The sequence below is a fragment of the Microbacterium marmarense genome (assembly GCF_037204165.1).
Lineage (GTDB): Bacteria > Actinomycetota > Actinomycetes > Actinomycetales > Microbacteriaceae > Microbacterium > Microbacterium marmarense.
In genome coordinates this window covers 576,639-593,597 of sequence record NZ_JBBDGL010000002.1, presented here as the reverse complement: position 1 = coordinate 593,597, position 16,959 = coordinate 576,639, and the positions used below count along the sequence as shown (strand labels likewise).

The 16,959-nt window shown below is 62.9% G+C and carries 20 protein-coding genes and 1 tRNA gene; 14 read left to right on the top strand and 7 right to left on the bottom strand.

All coding sequences use genetic code 11. The annotated features are described in order from the left end of the window. The first annotated feature begins 49 nt into the window (after positions 1-49). The gene (locus tag WDU96_RS09310) at positions 50-316 is read left to right on the top strand and encodes a DUF3039 domain-containing protein (RefSeq protein WP_337338205.1); all 267 of its coding nucleotides are present in this window, start codon (positions 50-52) and stop codon (positions 314-316) included. Here WDU96_RS09310 and WDU96_RS09305 read toward each other — a convergent pair. Further along, positions 309-1,661, bottom strand: coding sequence for a nicotinate phosphoribosyltransferase (locus tag WDU96_RS09305; protein WP_337338204.1), 1,353 nt, complete (start codon positions 1,659-1,661; stop codon positions 309-311). The genes WDU96_RS09310 and WDU96_RS09305 overlap by 8 nt on opposite strands. Before the next feature lie 40 nt (positions 1,662-1,701). Here WDU96_RS09305 and murI point away from each other — a divergent pair, with 40 nt between their 5' ends. The 4 genes from murI to WDU96_RS09285 all read left to right on the top strand — a co-directional run bounded on the left by murI (position 1,702) and on the right by WDU96_RS09285 (position 4,919). Continuing rightward, a complete protein-coding gene (gene murI / locus WDU96_RS09300; RefSeq protein ID WP_337338203.1) occupies positions 1,702-2,529 on the top strand; it encodes a glutamate racemase in 828 nt (275 codons plus the stop codon). 34 nt (positions 2,530-2,563) lie between these two features. Further along, positions 2,564-3,307 (top strand): ribonuclease PH, encoded by a 744-nt coding sequence (gene rph / locus WDU96_RS09295; RefSeq protein ID WP_337338202.1) that lies wholly within the window; start codon positions 2,564-2,566, stop codon positions 3,305-3,307. A gap of 3 nt (positions 3,308-3,310) precedes the next feature. Continuing rightward, positions 3,311-3,907: an RdgB/HAM1 family non-canonical purine NTP pyrophosphatase gene (gene rdgB, locus WDU96_RS09290; protein WP_337338201.1), complete on the top strand. Its 597-nt coding sequence runs from the start codon at positions 3,311-3,313 to the stop codon at positions 3,905-3,907. A gap of 94 nt (positions 3,908-4,001) precedes the next feature. Beyond that, positions 4,002-4,919, top strand: coding sequence for a cation diffusion facilitator family transporter (locus WDU96_RS09285; RefSeq protein ID WP_337338200.1), 918 nt, complete (start codon positions 4,002-4,004; stop codon positions 4,917-4,919). Positions 4,920-4,925: 6 nt separating this feature from the next. On the opposite strand, the gene WDU96_RS09280 is transcribed toward WDU96_RS09285, so the two are convergent. Continuing rightward, positions 4,926-7,433 carry an ATP-dependent DNA ligase gene (locus WDU96_RS09280; RefSeq protein ID WP_337338199.1) on the bottom strand — a complete coding sequence of 836 codons (2,508 nt, stop codon included), beginning with the start codon at positions 7,431-7,433 and terminating at the stop codon, positions 4,926-4,928. Positions 7,434-7,511: 78 nt separating this feature from the next. Between WDU96_RS09280 and ku the strand changes: the two genes are divergently transcribed. Continuing rightward, positions 7,512-8,330 (top strand): non-homologous end joining protein Ku, encoded by an 819-nt coding sequence (gene ku / locus WDU96_RS09275; protein ID WP_337338198.1) that lies wholly within the window; start codon positions 7,512-7,514, stop codon positions 8,328-8,330. Positions 8,331-8,334: 4 nt separating this feature from the next. Here the strand turns inward: ku and WDU96_RS09270 are convergent, their stop codons facing one another. Next, positions 8,335-9,159: a DedA family protein gene (locus tag WDU96_RS09270; protein ID WP_337338197.1), complete on the bottom strand. Its 825-nt coding sequence runs from the start codon at positions 9,157-9,159 to the stop codon at positions 8,335-8,337. A 31-nt stretch (positions 9,160-9,190) separates the two neighbouring features. Next, positions 9,191-9,272, bottom strand: a tRNA-Leu gene (locus WDU96_RS09265). A gap of 133 nt (positions 9,273-9,405) precedes the next feature. On the opposite strand from WDU96_RS09265, the gene WDU96_RS09260 reads away from it, so the two are divergent. Genes WDU96_RS09260 through WDU96_RS09230 form a run of 7 tightly spaced genes read left to right on the top strand, consistent with a single transcriptional unit; the run spans position 9,406 to position 13,901 of the window. Continuing rightward, positions 9,406-10,554 (top strand): TadA family conjugal transfer-associated ATPase, encoded by a 1,149-nt coding sequence (locus WDU96_RS09260; protein WP_337338196.1) that lies wholly within the window; start codon positions 9,406-9,408, stop codon positions 10,552-10,554. Continuing rightward, positions 10,551-11,408 carry a type II secretion system F family protein gene (locus WDU96_RS09255; protein ID WP_337338195.1) on the top strand — a complete coding sequence of 286 codons (858 nt, stop codon included), beginning with the start codon at positions 10,551-10,553 and terminating at the stop codon, positions 11,406-11,408. The genes WDU96_RS09260 and WDU96_RS09255 overlap by 4 nt, the downstream gene beginning before the upstream one ends. Next, on the top strand, positions 11,405-12,337 hold the full coding sequence (locus WDU96_RS09250; protein ID WP_337338194.1) for a type II secretion system F family protein: 933 nt from the start codon (positions 11,405-11,407) through the stop codon (positions 12,335-12,337). Before WDU96_RS09255 ends, WDU96_RS09250 begins: the two co-directional genes overlap by 4 nt. Before the next feature lie 34 nt (positions 12,338-12,371). Beyond that, positions 12,372-12,575, top strand: a complete 204-nt coding sequence (locus WDU96_RS09245) for a hypothetical protein (RefSeq protein ID WP_337338193.1) — start codon at positions 12,372-12,374, stop codon at positions 12,573-12,575. A 3-nt stretch (positions 12,576-12,578) separates the two neighbouring features. Further along, positions 12,579-12,989, top strand: coding sequence for a TadE/TadG family type IV pilus assembly protein (locus tag WDU96_RS09240; protein ID WP_337338192.1), 411 nt, complete (start codon positions 12,579-12,581; stop codon positions 12,987-12,989). Beyond that, positions 12,964-13,446, top strand: coding sequence for a TadE family protein (locus WDU96_RS09235; protein WP_337338191.1), 483 nt, complete (start codon positions 12,964-12,966; stop codon positions 13,444-13,446). Before WDU96_RS09240 ends, WDU96_RS09235 begins: the two co-directional genes overlap by 26 nt. Continuing rightward, positions 13,443-13,901, top strand: coding sequence for a pilus assembly protein TadG-related protein (locus WDU96_RS09230; RefSeq protein WP_337338190.1), 459 nt, complete (start codon positions 13,443-13,445; stop codon positions 13,899-13,901). Before WDU96_RS09235 ends, WDU96_RS09230 begins: the two co-directional genes overlap by 4 nt. Before the next feature lie 15 nt (positions 13,902-13,916). Here the strand turns inward: WDU96_RS09230 and WDU96_RS09225 are convergent, their stop codons facing one another. The 3 genes from WDU96_RS09225 to WDU96_RS09215 all read right to left on the bottom strand — a co-directional run bounded on the left by WDU96_RS09225 (position 13,917) and on the right by WDU96_RS09215 (position 15,752). Beyond that, positions 13,917-14,126: a PLDc N-terminal domain-containing protein gene (locus tag WDU96_RS09225; RefSeq protein WP_337338189.1), complete on the bottom strand. Its 210-nt coding sequence runs from the start codon at positions 14,124-14,126 to the stop codon at positions 13,917-13,919. 58 nt (positions 14,127-14,184) lie between these two features. Then, positions 14,185-14,424, bottom strand: a complete 240-nt coding sequence (locus WDU96_RS09220; RefSeq protein ID WP_337338188.1) for a hypothetical protein — start codon at positions 14,422-14,424, stop codon at positions 14,185-14,187. 86 nt (positions 14,425-14,510) lie between these two features. Next, positions 14,511-15,752, bottom strand: coding sequence for an MFS transporter (locus WDU96_RS09215; RefSeq protein WP_337338428.1), 1,242 nt, complete (start codon positions 15,750-15,752; stop codon positions 14,511-14,513). A gap of 82 nt (positions 15,753-15,834) precedes the next feature. On the opposite strand from WDU96_RS09215, the gene prfB reads away from it, so the two are divergent. Continuing rightward, the gene (gene prfB / locus WDU96_RS09210; protein ID WP_337338187.1) at positions 15,835-16,944 is read left to right on the top strand and encodes a peptide chain release factor 2; all 1,110 of its coding nucleotides are present in this window, start codon (positions 15,835-15,837) and stop codon (positions 16,942-16,944) included. The last annotated feature ends 15 nt before the right edge of the window (positions 16,945-16,959 follow it).

Sequence of the window (16,959 nt, the reverse complement as noted above, 5' to 3'; positions counted from 1 at the left end):
TGCCGGATTTGACCCCGGTGCCGCGTGCGCCCCGGTACACTGACTGACCATGAGCACTCCTCTCGACAACCCGGATCAGGGTGGTACGGCTATCCTCGACCGAGAGCTCGAAGAGCTCATCCGCGAAGAAAGCATTGAACCTGGTGACCACGAACGCTTCTCGCACTATGTGAAGAAAGACAAGATTCTCGAGTCAGCGATGACGGGAAAACCGGTACGTGCGCTCTGCGGAAAAAAGTGGACTCCTGGGCGCGATCCCGAGAAGTTTCCGGTGTGCCCGGCATGCAAAGAGATCTACGAGTCGCTCGTCAAGTAGCGCGTTGCTCGGTGGCGTCAACGTAAACGGTGGGAATAGCAGGGTCAGACCTGCTTAGCGCCAGCGAACGCACTGGCAGCTCATCACGAACGAACGCGTGGTGTGATCGCGCGGACTCGACTCCCGTGCTTCCCTCGGCTGAGCTGTCGAAGTCGCCGCTCGTTACGAAAGGTATTTGCAGCGCTCGGGCTTCAGGATGCTGCGCAGCAGCGCTGAGCTGTTCGAACCCGTCAGATACACTCACGAGCTCGTGGGTGGCGGTGCCGTCTCTCAGTGAACGGAAAGCCGCCTTACGGCCGCCCTTGGAGCCTTTGTCTGTGGATGCCTTGGCTACGGAGACCCACGCGCCTGTCGAATCCTGGCGGGCGACGAGTTTGTAGACCATTCCCGCTGTGGGCGTTCCAGATCCGGTGACAAGCGACGTGCCCACCCCGTATGAGTCGATAGGCGATGCCGCCAATGAGGCGATTGCGAATTCGTCGAGGTCGCTGGTCACAGTGATCTTGGTTTTCGTCGCGCCAAGATCGTCGAGCTGGGCGCGCACCGACGCTGCGACTGTTGGCAGGTCACCCGAATCGATGCGCACACCGCCCAACGAGGTGCCAGCAACTCGCACCGCTGTCTCGACTCCCTGACGAATGTCATAGGTGTCAACCAGCAGTGTGGTGCCCGCGCCGAGCGCGTCGATCTGCGAGCGGAAAGCATCTTCCTCACTATCGTGCAGCAGCGTCCACGCGTGGGCGGCGGTTCCCATCGTGGGAACGCCCCACCGCCGGCCCGCCTCAAGATTCGATGTGGCGGCAAAGCCCGCGATGTACGCTGCGCGGGCTGCGGCGACCGCCGATTCCTCACCAGCGCGGCGCGAACCCATCTCTGCAAGTGGGCGATCGCCCGCGGCGATGCTCATGCGCGCGGCGGCTGTGGCGATCGCCGAGTCGTGGTTGAGAACACTGAGCGCGAGCGTCTCGAGCACTACAGCCTCTGCGAAAGTGCCTTCCACCGTCATGATCGGCGAGCCGGGAAAGTAGACCTCGCCCTCGCGGTATCCGACGATCGACCCCGTGAAGCGGTAGTTCTCGAGGTACGTGAGCGTGGCAGCATCCACCACCTTCTGGTCTTTCAAGTACCGCAGCTCGTCATCGCCGAATCGAAATTCTCGCAACAGGGTCAGCAATCGCCCCGTTCCCGCCACCACACCGAAGCGACGCCCACCCGGCAGGCGACGCCCGAAGAGCTCGAACACGCAGCGGCGCGCGGCCGTGCCATCGCGTAGCGCCGCGCCGAGCATGGTGAGCTCGTAGCGGTCTGTGTGCAGGGCGGTGCTGACGAGGGTCGAGGCGCTCATGACGCCAGCCTACTGACGTGCTGGCGTAGGCTGAATGATCGTGAATGAGGCGCCGATCGGAATCTTCGACTCCGGGGTCGGTGGGCTCACCGTCGCCCGGGCGATTTCTGCGCAGCTGCCGCGTGAATCGCTTGTTTACATCGGCGATACCGCGCACTCGCCCTACGGCCCGAAACCGATCGCTGACGTGCGCCGATACTCGCTTGAGATCCTCGACACACTGTTGGATCAGGGCGTGAAAATGCTGGTGATCGCCTGCAACACCGCTTCTGCCGCAATGCTTCGAGATGCTCGTGAACGCTATGACGTGCCTGTCATCGAGGTGATAGGCCCAGCGGTGCGCACCGCGATGTCGACGACGCGCAACGGTCGAGTGGGCGTCATCGGCACCACCGGCACGATTGGTTCGCGCGCGTACCAAGACATGCTCGAAGTCAATGAGCGGTTGACGGTGTTCGCCCAAGCGTGTCCACGGTTCGTCGAGTTTGTCGAGGCGGGAGTTACCGGCTCGCCTGAAGTCCTCGCGGTCGCAGAGGAGTATCTTTCACCGCTGCGTCACGCGGGCGTCGATACTCTGGTGCTTGGGTGCACCCACTACCCGTTTCTTGAGGGGGTCATCAGCTACGTCATGGGCCCCGACGTGAGCTTGGTGTCGAGCGACAATGAGACGGCTAAAGACGTCTACCGCCAGTTGGTTTCGCGCGACCTGCTCGCAGGGGCGGATGCTTCACCCCAACACGTGTACGAAGCGACCGGCGCGTCTGCTGACGAGTTCGTAAACCTCGCACACCGCCTGATGGGCCGTGAGATCCGCAACGTGCAGCTGGTGCAGACCGGCGCCATCGAACTACCACCGACCAGACCCTGAGACCCACATCTCGCGGGTTTCCAGAAGGAGAGCAATGACTGACATCGTTCGCGCGGATGGCCGCGCTGTTGACGAGCTGCGCACCATCACCATCGAGCGGGGCTGGAGCGCGCACGCCGAAGGCTCAGCGCTGATCTCGTTCGGAGGAACCAAGGTGCTGTGTACCGCGTCGTTCACCAACGGTGTGCCGCGCTGGCTCACGGGCAAGGGCAAGGGATGGGTGACGGCGGAGTACGCGATGTTGCCTCGCGCGACGAACTCGCGCAACGACCGCGAGAGCGTCAAAGGCAAGATCGGCGGGCGCACGCACGAGATTTCACGGCTGATTGGGCGGTCGCTGCGCGCGGTTGTCGATATGAAGGCACTGGGCGAAAACACCATCGTCATCGATTGCGATGTACTGCAAGCAGACGGAGGCACACGCACCGCGGCTATCACCGGTGCATACGTGGCCCTAGCCGATGCAATCGAGTGGGGACGAAAGAAGAAGTTCATCGGTCAGAAGTCCACGCCGCTCATCGACACTGTCGCGGCTGTGTCAGTGGGCATCATCGACGGTGAGCCGATGCTTGACCTCGCCTACGTCGAGGACGTGCGGGCTGAGACCGACATGAATGTCGTTGTGACCGGCCGTGGTCTGTTCGTCGAGGTGCAGGGCACCGCCGAAGGCGCCCCTTTCGACAAGCGCGAGCTCGACGCGCTGCTTGAACTGGGCGTCGCGGGATGCGCCGATCTGCGCACGCACCAGCTCGCGTCACTGCAGCCTGCGGGGGAGTGACGCGTGGCGCGGATTGTCCTGGCAACCCACAACGCTCACAAGGTGGAGGAATTTCAGGCGATCGTGGCAGCGACTCGTCCTGATCTCACGGTGGTGTCGTACGACGGGCCTGAACCGGTCGAAGACGGTGTGACGTTCGCCGCAAACGCGCTGATCAAGGCGCGTGCCGCGGCCGCACACACCGGATTGCCCGCGTTGGCAGACGATTCGGGCATCTGCGTCGATGTGCTCGGCGGCTCACCGGGAGTGTTTTCGGCCTACTGGGCTGGACACGCGAAAGATGGCACCGCGAATCTGAGATTGTTGCTCGATCAGCTGAGCGATATCGCCGACCCGCACCGTGCCGCTCAGTTCGTCTCGACGATTGCGCTCGTCGATCCTGACGGCGATGAGCACGTAGTTGAAGGAGTATGGCCAGGACGACTCGCCACCGCAGCAGCGGGCGAGGGGGGCTTCGGTTATGATCCGATCTTCGTGCCAGACGGCCAGCCCGCTGGGACTGAGCGCTCGGTGGGCGAATTCAGCCCCACCGAGAAGAATGCGGTGTCGCACCGGGCACGCGCCTTCGCAGCGCTCGGCCCGTTGCTCGCGACGCTGTGATCGGGCTCACCGCTACGCGACACTGAGAATCACATTCATTCCCGACTAGGCGGTGCAGCGCGCGCGCCCGGCTGCCCCGGCCTAGCCTGGATGAATGCACGACCACGCGCACGGCACCGCCGGGATCAGAGGCGCGAGCAATCGCCGACTGCTGGCGGTGTCATTGACCATCACCGCGACCGTGATGGTGATTCAGACCGTCGGCGCGGCGCTATCGGGTTCGCTCGCGTTGCTGGCCGACGCGGTGCATATGTTCACCGATGCTGCTGCACTGGTGATCGCGCTAGTCGCTAGCGCGGTGGCAGCTAGACCCGCAACCGATCGAAACACCTTCGGGTTTCAACGAGCCGAAGTGCTCGGAGCGCTGATCAACGCGATCATCTTGATTGCACTTTCTGTGTGGGTAGCGGTAGAAGGCGTTGCACGACTGCTGACCCCCGACGACGCCGAAGTCGCAGGCGGATTCATGTTGATCGTGGCCGTCGTTGGGTTGTTTGCCAATGGCATCGCCATGTGGTTGTTGAGCGCAGCGCAACGGCGGAGCATCAATGTGCGTGGTGCCTACCTCGAAGTGCTCGGCGATCTGATCGGTTCGGCAGCGGTCATCGTTGCCGCCGTCGTGATCGTGACGACTGGGTGGGTGCAGGCAGACGCGCTTGCGTCCTTGGCGATCGCCGCGATGATCGTGCCGCGAGCGATCGGCTTGCTTCGCGAAGTGTTGTCAGTTCTTACCGAATCGGCTCCGGTGGGCACCCACGTGCAAGAGATTCGTGAGCACATTCTTGCTACCCCGGGTGTCGTCGATTGTCACGATGTGCACGTGTGGCAACTCACCCGCGGCGCCCCCGTGTTCAGCGCCCACGTCGTGGTTGAGGATGGCGCGATGAGCGGGGCGGAGTCTGTGAACATTCTCAGCCGGCTGCAAGTCTGCCTTGCAGAGCACTTCGACGTGGAGCATTCGACCTTTCAGTTGGAGCCCGCCGGACACGTCGAGCACGACGCCCACGCGTGATTCGCTTCACGCTTCGCGCTTCACCTCGGTCGTCGCCTTGTCGGCACGAAGTCCGCGCCAGCGAGCGTGACGAAGCATGCCGCCGGGGGTGAACTCAGCGAACTCGACCTCGGCGACCACTTCAGGCGAGAGCCAGAGCGCGTCAGCGGCATCGGCTGCCGGTACGCCGTGGAACGGATTGACGTCCGTGCGAAGAGGATTGAGCTTGCGCTCCAATAGCTTCAGAGTGGCGTCGGAGAACCCTGAGCCCACGCGCCCGGCGTACTGAAGGTTGTCACCATCGGGAATCCCCACTAGCAACGAACCGATGACGTGCGCCTTTCCGGGCCGAATACCGCCCACGACGACCTCTTGCATGCGGGTCAGTTTCACCTTCAGCCAATCCTCGCTGCGCGTTCCGTGCTGGTAGGGCGAGTTTGGGTTCTTCACCACGACGCCTTCAAGAGCGAATTCGCGAGCGGCGCTCAGTGCAGCATCCACATCATCGAACACCGGAGGAACGGTGATGCTCGACGCAGTGCGGGGGGTGAGCGACTCGAGCAGTTCTCGTCGGGATGCTAACGGCAGTGATGTCGCATCGTTGTCACCTACCGCCAGCAAATCGAATAGGTAGTAGTGCACCGGCGTTTGCGGCATCTCACGTTCGATCTCGCGAGTCTGTGAGAGGTTCATTCGGGATTGAAGTCGAGAAAAGCTTGGTCGACCATCCTTGTCGAGGGCGACGATCTCGCCGTCGAATATCGCGGGTTCTGAGCCGAGGCCCAGATCTTGCGCAGTGAGCTCGGGGTATTTGGCCGTGATGTCGTTTCCGCTGCGAGCGCGAAGCCGCAGTCGCTCCCCGTCCCACACGCCCAGCGCGCGAACACCGTCCCATTTGATCTCGACCCATGGCTGCTCGGCCCACCGCTTTACGGCGGCACGAGCAAGGCCCGGGGTGGTGATCGTCGAGAGCATCGGTCGAAGATCCGCTGTGCTGGTACTGGTGCTGGTACTGGTGCTGGTACTGGTGCTGGTGCTGGTGCTGGTGCTGGTGCTGGTGCTGGTGCTGGGCGCGGGTGCCGGCTGTGCGTTCACGGGCACGACATCGCGCTGGACTGCTCCAGCCGCATCCGTTTTCATTCGATGCAGCAACCAAGATGACTTCTCGCCGTCGCCTTGGGTGCGAATGAGCGCGAGACGCACACGTCCTAGGGGTCCGCCTGGTGATCCTTCGGCGGTGAAGATGATCTCGTCATCCCGCCACTTCTCAAGCTCATAGCGGCCCGTATCCCAGATCGTCATATCGCCCGCGCCGTACTCGCCCTTGGGAATCGTGCCCGAGAAATCGAGGTACTCCAGTGGATGATCCTCGGTGCTCACCGCCAACGAGTTGCGTGCAACTGAATGGGGGATGCCTCGCGGCACCGCCCAGCTCACGAGCACTCCGTCGTGCTCAAGTCGAAGGTCCCAGTGCAGGCGCGATGCGTGATGTTCCTGAATGACGAAACGCGGCAGCTGACCCGACGAGGCTGTGTGCCCGAGCGCGTTTGTGGGCACCGGCTCTGGTGTTCTGTCGGCGGCGCGCTTGGCAATGTATGCGCTCAGCGGTCCGTGAGCGTCTTGTCTGGCTCCCGCGTGAAATCCGAGCGCGGCAAGCGGATCGTCGCTGCTCTCTACCCGCTGCAGTACTTGCTCGAAGGTGAGGTGGTCGAGCCCAGGGTCAGCGAGCTCATCCCATGTGCGCGGTGCAGCGACGGTGGGGAGGGATCGTCCGCGCAGCGAGTAGGGGGCAATGGTCGTTTTGGAACCGTTGTTCTGGCTCCAGTCGATGAAGACGCGGCCATCGCGCTGAGCCTTCGCCATCTGGCTCACGGCCAAATCTGGATGGTCGGCTTCGATCGCACGCGCCAACTCTTTCGCAATGCCCGAAATCTGATCAGCGGTCTGCGCGCCAGATAGCGCTGCGTACAGGTGGATTCCCTTGCTTCCGCTGGTGACAGGCACTGGCTCCAGGCCCATGCCCACTAGAATCTCTCTGGCCAATCGGGCCACTTCCGCGCACTCCAGCAGACCGGTTCCAGGACCTGGATCGAGATCAAGCACCAAGCGATCGGGGTTGTTCTTGCCGCCGTCTGCCGAGAACCGCCACTGCGGCACGTGCAACTCAAGACTTGCCACCTGCGCGAGATAGACCAGCGCGGCAGTTTCATCGACAAGCGGATAATCTTTGCTGCCGGTCGAATGTGAAATGCCGACGCGCTTCAACCACCCAGGTGCTCCCGTCTCGAGATGCTTCGCGAAGAAAGACGGTCCTGGCTCGGTCTCGGTTCCGACTCCCTCTGGCCAGCGCTTGCGCGTCACAGGCCGGCCAGCGAGATGGGGCAGGAGAACCCCCGCGACGCGCGAGTAGTAGTCGATTACCTCGCCCTTGGTGGTTCCCGTATTGGGGTACAGCACCTTTTCGAGGTTGGTCAGGCGCAGGCGGTGACCGTCGACTCGCACGAGATGCTCTGCCGCACGGCCTGACAACGTCATGCGCTCAGATTAGCGCCGAGGGGGATTGCTGGTGCTAGTGACTATGCAGAGTGGGTGTTGCAGGTGTGTACTGGTGTGATGAGGGCTATCTGGAAGGGCGCGCTGACATTCGGACTGGTGAACGTGCCGGTCAAGGTGTATTCGGCGACAGAAGATCATGACGTGTCACTTCACCAGGTGCACGCGAGCGACGGCGGCCGCATCCGTTACCAGCGCGTGTGCGAGATCGACGGCGAAGTTGTTCCGTACGCTGATATCGATAAAGCATTCGATGACGGCGAGCGCACCGTGATCTTGACGAAAGCTGACTTTGCTTCGCTTCCCGCTGAGCGCAGCAGAGAGATCGATGTGGTTGAGTTCGTGCCCAGCGAGCAGGTTGACCTGCTGACCCTCGATAAGGCCTACTACCTTGAGCCTGATTCCACTTCGCCCAAGGCCTACGTGCTGTTGCGAAAGACACTCGAACAGACCGACCGCACCGCGATCGTGCGGTTCTCGCTACGACAGAAAACGCGTCTCGCCGCCCTGCGCGTGCGTGACGATGTGCTGGTGCTGCAAACGTTGCTGTGGGCTGATGAAGTGCGCGAAGCCGCGTTTCCTGCCCTCGACGAGTCGGTGCGTATCTCGGCGAAAGAACTTGAGCTGTCAGCATCCCTCGTTGAGAGCTTCTCGAGTGACTTCGATCCGTCGGAGTTCACGGATGAGTATCAGCAGGAACTGCGCACTCTGATCGACGCGAAGCTCGAGAAGGGTGACAGCCTTGACACCAGCGAGACCTTCGGAGAGCACGACGAATCTGAATCCGGCGCAGAGGTGATCGATCTCATGGACGCGTTGCGTGCGAGCGTGGAAAAGTCACGCGCGGCCCGCGACAGCAAGAAGAGCGCCAGCGCCTAGCGGTTTACTCGTCTGGCCGCTGATCGTCTTCGGGTGATGAGGGGCGACGGACCGGTTCAGGAGAACGATCGAAGACATCGGCGTCGAGCACCAGCGCCTCTGCCTCGTCTTCGTCGGTAACGATGTCTTCGCCCGCGGCCGCTTCTTTCTGGGCTTTGCGGCGCTCGTTGAAGTAGTGCCAAAGCGTCACCACGGCGGTGCCGCCGACGGCGACGAGAAGAATGAGGTCGATGTATTCCTGCACGAAGCGTGCGACGGGGGGAATGTACCCGAGTAGATAGCCCGCCATGGTGAGGCCGAAGCCCCAAAGCACCGCACCGATGAGGTTGTACAGCGTGTACGTGCCCCTGTGCATGTGCCCAACGCCGGCCGCTACGGGGGCGAAGGTACGCACCACTGGCACGAACCGGGCGAGAATGATCGTCAGGCCGCCGAAACGCTCGAAGAAGGCGTTGGTGCGCTGCACGTTCTTGACGCTGAATAGACCAGACTCTTTGCGCTCGAAGATCGCAGGCCCGGCTTTGTGCCCGATGAGGTAGCCCACTTCGCCGCCCAGGAAAGCGGCCAGGCCGATCAGCAGCGACACCCACCAGATGTTGAGACCGAACACCATGCTGGTGTGTGTGAGGAGCCCGGCGATGATCAGCAGCGTGTCACCGGGGAGGAGAAACCCCACCAGCAGCCCGGTTTCGGCGAAGACAATGAAGCAGACCACCACGAGCGCCCACGGGCCAGCGGCCGCGATGATCGTCTCGGGGTCAAGCCAGGGGATTAGTGCGATGTGGTGCACTGGGTGCGTCCCGTCGTCTTCTTCGGCGGTGGATGCCATTTGCTGTGGCAAGGTGTCGTCATCGTGCTCGTGCGGAAGGTGGGACTTGAACCCACACGCCCGGAGGCACAGGAACCTAAATCCTGCGTGTCTGCCAATTTCACCACTCCCGCGAGTGAGAACAGTCTAATGCGGGATTGCGCATTGAGTTTCTTCGAGCGTGCCTGTGCGCGTTCGTCGCACACGTATCTTTCGGGCTGTGGATAACCTCGGGGTCGGTTTTGCAGATCTTGCGAGGATTCTCCAATGACCCTCGTCGCTTCGCCCCCAAGTGCTCTGGTTGCAGAGCGAGTGCGGCAGCGCTTGCGCGAAGAAAGAACGGATCCGACCACCGATCCCGAGTTCGCCGCTCGCGTCGCTTGGTCTGAGGTGAGGCGCCACAACGATTTCGCGCTCGCGCGAGGGCTGTCACTCGTCGATGACGAGGCGTCGTGTGTGCGGGAGGTTCTCGCCAATGTTGCCGGGTTCGGGCCACTGCAGCCATACCTGGATGATCCAACCGTTGAAGAGCTGTGGATCAACGCCCCTGATCGAATCTTCATTGCTCGCGGGGGAGTCGCTGAGCCGGTCGCGCTAACGCTCACCGACACGGCGGTTCGCGATCTTGTCGAGCGAATGCTGCAGTCCAGCGGCCGCCGGGTGGATCTGAGCCAGCCATTTGTTGATGCGTCGTTGCCAGATGGAAGTCGACTGCACGTGGTGATTCCTGACATCACGAAACAGCACTGGGCGGTGAACATTCGGAAGTTCTTGCCACAGTTTCGTGATCTGGCTCGCCTCGAGCTGTCCGGGTCTATCGAGCCGGCGGCAGCAGACCTGCTGCGTACGGCGATGGTGGCGGGAAAATCAGTCTTGGTCTCGGGTGCAACTCATGCGGGCAAGACCACTCTCTTGGGTGCGTTGATTGCGGAGTGTCCGGCCGACACGCGAATTGTGACCGTCGAGGAGACCTTTGAACTCGCCGTCGCCGCACCAGACCTGGTTTCGCTTCAAGGCCGCCAACCGAGCTTGGAAGGCAGCGGCGAGGTCACCCTTCGGCGGCTAGTCAAAGAAGCACTGCGCATGCGACCCGATCGACTCGTCGTCGGTGAAGTGAGAGACGCAGAAGCGCTCGATCTTGTCCTCGCTTTGAACACCGGCGTGCCCGGGGCTGCCACGATTCACGCAAACTCCGCCCGCGAAGCGCTCATCAAGCTGGCATCTCTCCCGCTGCTTGCGGGACGCAATATTGACTCAGCTTTCGTGATTCCCGCAGTGGCCTCGTGCGTAGACCTGGTTGCGCATTGCCATCGGGACTCGTCGGGAAGAAGACGCGTTGTCGAGATCATCGCGCCCTCCTATTCGGACCATGGCGTCATCGAAGCGACAACTCTCTACCAATTGGCTGCGTCGTGACCTTCGTGTGGGGCGCGGTGCTCGCCGCCGGGTGGCTGTTGGTGCTCTCACCCTGGATGTGGCCTGCTACCGGTGAAAGCGTGCCCTCCCTCGGAGGGCAGCGTCTCTCGCGTTTGCTTGAAGATGCAGGGCTCGCTCGGGTGGCGCCAGCGCTAATCGTGATGGTTGCTATCGCGCTTGCCGCGGTGGTGGCGGCGACAGCTTGGCTGACGACCCAGGTGCTGGCGCTGGCGGCTGTCGCGCTGGTCGTCGGCGCAGTTGCGCCGTTCGCGTGGTTGCGCGCCCGGCGAGGATCTCTGGTGCGATCCCGCCGTGCGCTCTGGTCCGACATTTGCGACCTGCTGATTGCCTCCGTGCGCGCGGGGATGTCCCTCCCCGATGCGGTTGCGTCACTAGCGCATTCCGCCCCCAACGAGCTGCGTCCAGCGTTCTCGGGGTTTCAGCGAGACATCATGGCTTCGGGGCACTTTGATTCCAGTGCAGCGAGCCTCAAGGTCGCGCTCGCCGATCCAGCTGCGGATCGCATCGTCGAAACGCTGCGAATGGCGCGCCAGGTCGGCGGCACCGAGCTCACATCGGTGTTGCGTGCGCTCGCCGATTCAGTGCGGGCAGATGCTGCGCTACGAGCAGAGGTCGAGGCGCGGCAATCGTGGATTCGCGGTGCAGCGGTGCTTGGGGTCACCGCGCCGTGGGTGATCCTCATCTTGCTCGCGTCGCGGCCCGAAGGGCAAAGCGCGTACGGCAGCGCCGAAGGCATGGTGCTTATCGTCGCGGGTGCCGCCGTTTGTTTCGCTGCCTACCGGGCGATGATCGGGATCGGGCGACTGCCGGAACCCAGGCGGTGGTTCGGATGAACCCCGTCCTCGTGAACGACGTGGCTTTCGCCATCGTCCTAGGATCGGCCCTGGGGATCGGGGTGTGCCTGCTGGCGTCCATTGCACCGCGATGGGGTGCGCAATCTCTGTCTCGACGCATAGGTCCATACCTTCGCGACATCACCGACCCGCTCGGAATTGCTCCGCTAAGGCCGGCAGGGGGCAGACAGCTCAGCGAGCTGTGGGACATGCTCAAGGCACGTTTGGCGCGTGTCGCCGGCGGAGATGCCTCTGTTGCTCGCCGGCTGAGACAGGCGGATCTGCGAGTCGATGCTGCCGGGTATCGCGGTCGTCAGCTCACTTGGGCGGTGTTGGGCCTACTTGCGGGGTCGCTCATCACGGTGGTTGTTGTTGTCGCGGGGCGTGGAAATCCGGGCGTGGGGCTCATTCCGGTGGCCGCCGCGATCGGTGGATTTTTCGCGTGCGACCTGTGGCTGAGTCGGCTGGCGAGCGCGAGAGTGGCCCGCATCGAAGATGAGTTGCCGACTGTGCTCGAGTTTCTCGCTCTCTGCCTGGCCGCTGGTGAGGGGATCCTTGACGCCGTGCGTCGCGTGAGCGGGGTGGGATCTGGCGAGTTCACCGCCGAACTCAGAGGTGTCGTGGTTTCTGTGGGGACGGGGTCATCGCTGTCAGATTCGCTTGGGTCGCTGTCGCGTTCCCTCGAGATTCCTTCTGCGTCGCGCGCAATCAACCAGCTCGTCTCGGCAATCGATAGAGGCGCACCGCTCGCGCAGGTTCTGCACTCGCAAGCGCTCGACGCTCGTGAAGAGGCGAAACGCGGTCTCATCGAGCGGGCTGGCAAGAAAGAGATCTACATGCTGGTGCCTCTCGTGTTTCTCATACTGCCCCTCAGCGTGCTGTTCGCGGTTTTTCCCGGCATCTTCATGCTTCGACTGGGAATCGGATGACTAACGCATCTGCCCCCAAACCCAAAGGAGAGAAATGATCCATCGCTATTCGACCAAACTTGCCGAACGCCTCTATCGCGCTTCGGTAGGCCTGCATGACGACGAGCAAGGGGACGTACCAGGCTGGGTGCTGATCACTTTGATGACTGCCGGGCTGGTCGTCGTGATCTGGGCGCTCGCCGGACCGGCCCTCGCAGGCCTCTTCGAGCAGGCTATCTCCAGCGTTTCAGGCTTCTGAGCGGTGCTGATCAGGGGCGACCGATTCGCTGGAGTCTCGGATGATGATCGGGGGTCGAGCCCAGTGGAGTTCGTGCTCGTGGGCGCGTTGCTCACGGTGCTCACGCTCGGTGTACTTCAGCTTGGACTTGCGATCTATGTGCGCAACGTCGTGCACGATGCGGCGGTGGAAGGTGCCTATCACGCGGCGCTCGCCGACACGACGCTGAGCGAAGGAGCGAGCCGCACACATGCGATCGTCGCGCGCACGGTGGGGTCCGACTACGCCACTGATGTCACCGTGCGAACCACCACTGCGCTCGGGCACGCTGCCGTAGAGATCCGTGTCACGGCGAGCCTTCCGCTTGTGGGGCTTTTCGGCGCGCCGCACTCTCTGGAGGTGGTGGCGAGTGCACCCGCCGAGTCCTTCGACTGACCTCCGCAGCGATCCTCTGCTCGACGATGACGGCGGCTCGGCGGCGTTGGAGTTCATTCTCGTCGGCGTCGTTCTGCTGGTGCCGTTGGTCTACCTGATTGTCGCGCTCGGGCAGATTCAGGGCCAAACATTGGGTGCCGAAGCAGGTGCGCGCCATATCGCGCGCACGATCGCGACCAGTTCGAACATCGATGAAGCGCGCACGAGCGCAAATCTTGTACTCGCATCGGTCGCAGAATCGTATGGAATGGAGCCGAGCAGGGTCGTTTTTTCCCTCGATTGTCGCCCCGTTGCAGCGGCGTGCCCTTCAGCGGGCGCAACGGTGATCGTCACGCTGAACACCACGGTCACGCTGCCGATGATGCCGTCGATCTTTGGCCTCGATGAGATGGCGAGCGTGCCCGTCGAAGCGACGGCGGCACAGAAAATGTCGCGCTTCTGGGGAACCACGAGATGACGGAGCACGATGAGATGACGGGGAACGCGGCGAAGAGCACGCGCTCACGCAAGCGCGATGATGAGGGCAGCATCCTGATCCTCACTCTGGGGTATGCCGTCCTTGCCATCGTGCTGATTCTCGTGTGCGTCGATGCCACGAGTCTCTACATCGCGCAGAAGCGTCTGGACGCGGTGGCTGACGCAGCCGCGATCGCAGCGGCTGATGGCTTCACACTGACGGTGCGAGACGGCGCAGCGATCGCTGAGCTGAGTTCGGAGGCCGTGCTCGCGGAGGCACAGGTGCAGGTGGATGCTGTCGGTCAGGGGGCCAACGTGGTTGAGGCGTCATCGCCCGACGGGATTTCGGCGCGGGTCACCGTGGCTCAGACCTGGCGGCCGCCAGTGATGACACTGTTCGTGCCTGACGGCCTGGGCCTGGAATCCACCGCCACCAGTCGTACCGCACTGCGCTGAGCGGGAACTACCGCACTAGCGCTTGACGCCGAAGAGGAAGTAGCTGGCGGGGCCGATCCAGTTCACCATGATGGCGGGCACCCACACCCACTTGGGGCCCTTCACGTCGCGGTCCCGACGCATGCGAAGATCCCAAAGAGCGAGAAACGCGAATGCCAGCTGTGCGATCGTGAGAACGCCGAATCCCACGCGTCCAGCGGGTGTGCGGACTTTCTTGTTTGTCATTGTGGTTCCTTTCGCGCCAGCTTCCATCATGCCTCAGTGACAGTGACTTCGGCCATGCTCAGAAGCCATTTGCGTTGAACCATTCGCGGCGGCGTTCATACTCATCGGCGGTCTCTGCCGGGTCGAACGTGCGGTGTTCGGCGAGCACGGCACCGGTGATCTCAACGAACCGGTGGCAGATCATGCATAGTCCCCGGCCGTTGGGGTAGCCATCCGTGCTGCTGGGCACCGGGGTGCCCAGCGCGGCTGAGCCCGGGCACCGCGGCGGGTCGGCGGCAGCATCCGCCCACATGACCATTCGATGCTTGTGCAGACCGGGGTGCCCCAGTGGGCGAGTGCACCGACGTGATGCATTGCGGCTTTGGCAGAACTGCCTGACATCGCTCATTCGTTTGCGCCGCCGGACCGAGGTCGTGGCACGAAGCGGGGCACCCAGCGCGCGAACGCGAATGCACCGAGCACGCCGATTGCTCCCATTGCGCCGGTTGCGACTGCGAGCGTCGATAACGCCGCGATGGCTGAGACAAGCAGCGGTGCGAACGCTCCGCCCGCGTCTGTGAGGGTGCGCCACGAGCCAAGAAAGGGCGCTGGGTTCTGGGCGGGCGCGACATCAGCGCCCAGGGTCAGCAGGATTCCGCTCGACAGTCCGTTGCCGACCCCCAATACCGCGGCAAACATGGCAAACCACATTGCTGATTGGTCAAGGTCGTGTGTGAATGCGAGGGCTATGAACCCACCGCTCATCAGCAGCATGGCGGGCAGCGCAGCCCACAGCCGACCGAAGCGGTCCATCACCTGACCGCTGGCATAGAACAGCGCGAAGTCGATAGCGCCCGAGATGCCAACGACGAGCGCAATGGTCTGCGCATCCAAGCCGATCGACACGCCCCAGAGCGGCAGCACGACTTGGCGCGCAGAGCGAACAGCCGATAGCGAAGCGGCCGCGAGCCCCAGCCGTGAGAGCAGTCGGCGGTACCGCCACATCGTTCGAAAGACCCCGACGCGCTCCATCGTCGGGATGGACCCAGTGACGACCTCGCCGGTGTCCTCGACATCGTTCGAGGGGAGGGCGAGTCGCGGCGGCGCTGCGAACTCTGCCTCTGGGTCGGGCCCGAACAGTACCAGCGAGATCGTCGCGACGAGACAGGCAGCGAAGAACCACATCGCGGCGCGCTCGTCTCCGAAGATCGCAAGCAGCGCCGCTGCCACGAACGGGCCGACGAACATGCCCAGACGAAAAGTGCCGCCGAGTAGTGACAGGGCCCGAGCACGATAGGCGAGCGGCACTCGCGTTGTCATGAACGAATGGCGGGCCAGTCCGAACGCCGCGGCGCAGAAACCGATCAACAACACCGACAGCGCGAACACGCCCAGCGATGGTGCGAGCGCCATTGCGACCGCACCAACAATTGCGATAGTGCCGGCGATCGCCATTGTGATGCGTTCACCGAGGCGTGCGACAGCCCATCCCGCGGGGAGATTTCCTGCCAACTGTCCGATCACCAGGGCCGAAGCGACCAGCGCGGCGGTCGCGACATCGGCGCCCAGCTTGGCGGCAATCACGGGGATCAGCGGGATGATGGCGCCTTCGCCGAGGGCGAATAGCAGCGTTGGCCCATAGATCATCGGACCGAATCCCCAGAGGACTTCGCGCGCCGTCACGGGTTGGCGATGGTCTGGCACGCTTTCCACGTTAGTCTGGACTGTCATGCTTGACTTCGATCTTTCCACTGAAATCCAGGCGCTGCGCTCGACCTTCGGTGATATCCGCGCCGTGGTCGACGTCGACGCACTCACCGCTGAAATCGCACGCCTCAGCGAGGCTGCGGGCGTGCCCGATCTTTGGGACGATCCGGATGCTGCCCAGAAGGTCACGAGCGCACTGAGTCATCGCCAGAGCGAGCTCAAACGCATCAACGAGATCCAGCAACGCCTCGACGACCTCGAAGTGCTCGTCGAGCTCGCAAACGAGATGGACGACGAAGAGTCGGCTGATGAAGCGCGCAAAGAGCTGGCTGATCTGACCGCAGTGATGGGCCAGCTCGAGGTGCAGACCCTCCTCGACGGCGAGTACGACGAGCGACCGGCCGTGGTCACAATCCGCGCGGGCGCCGGTGGCGTTGACGCGTCGGACTTCGCCGAGATGCTGCTGCGCATGTACCTGCGTTGGTCAGAGCAGCACAACTACAAGGTCACGGTGATGGACTCGTCGTACGCAGAAGAGGCCGGCATCAAGTCGGCCACGTTCGAGGTCGACGCTCCCTATGCCTTCGGCACGCTGAGCGTTGAAGCGGGTACCCACCGACTCGTTCGCATGAGCCCGTTCAACTCGGCAGGCAAGCGCCAGACGAGCTTTGCCGCCGTCGAAGTGATTCCGCTCATGGAAGAGGCCGTCGAGGTCGATATTCCCGAAGCCGATCTTCGGGTAGACGTTTTTCGCTCCTCAGGTCCGGGCGGACAGTCGGTGAACACGACAGACTCCGCCGTGCGGCTGACGCACCTTCCGACTGGCACGGTCGTGTCTATGCAGAACGAGAAGTCACAAATTCAGAACCGCGCCGCGGCCATGCGTGTGCTGCAGTCCCGCCTGTTGCTGCTTCAAAAAGAGCAAGAAGCGGCGACGAAAAAGGAGCTGGCCGGCAACATCACCGCGAGCTGGGGCGACCAGATGCGCTCGTACGTGCTCGCGCCCTACCAAATGGTCAAGGATCTGCGCACCGACCACGAGGTCAACAACCCGTCTGCGGTGTTTGATGGCGATCTTGACGGTTTCATCGCCGCGGGAATCCGCTGGCGCAAGCGCAAGATTGAGGATTGATCCGCTAGCTCCGTG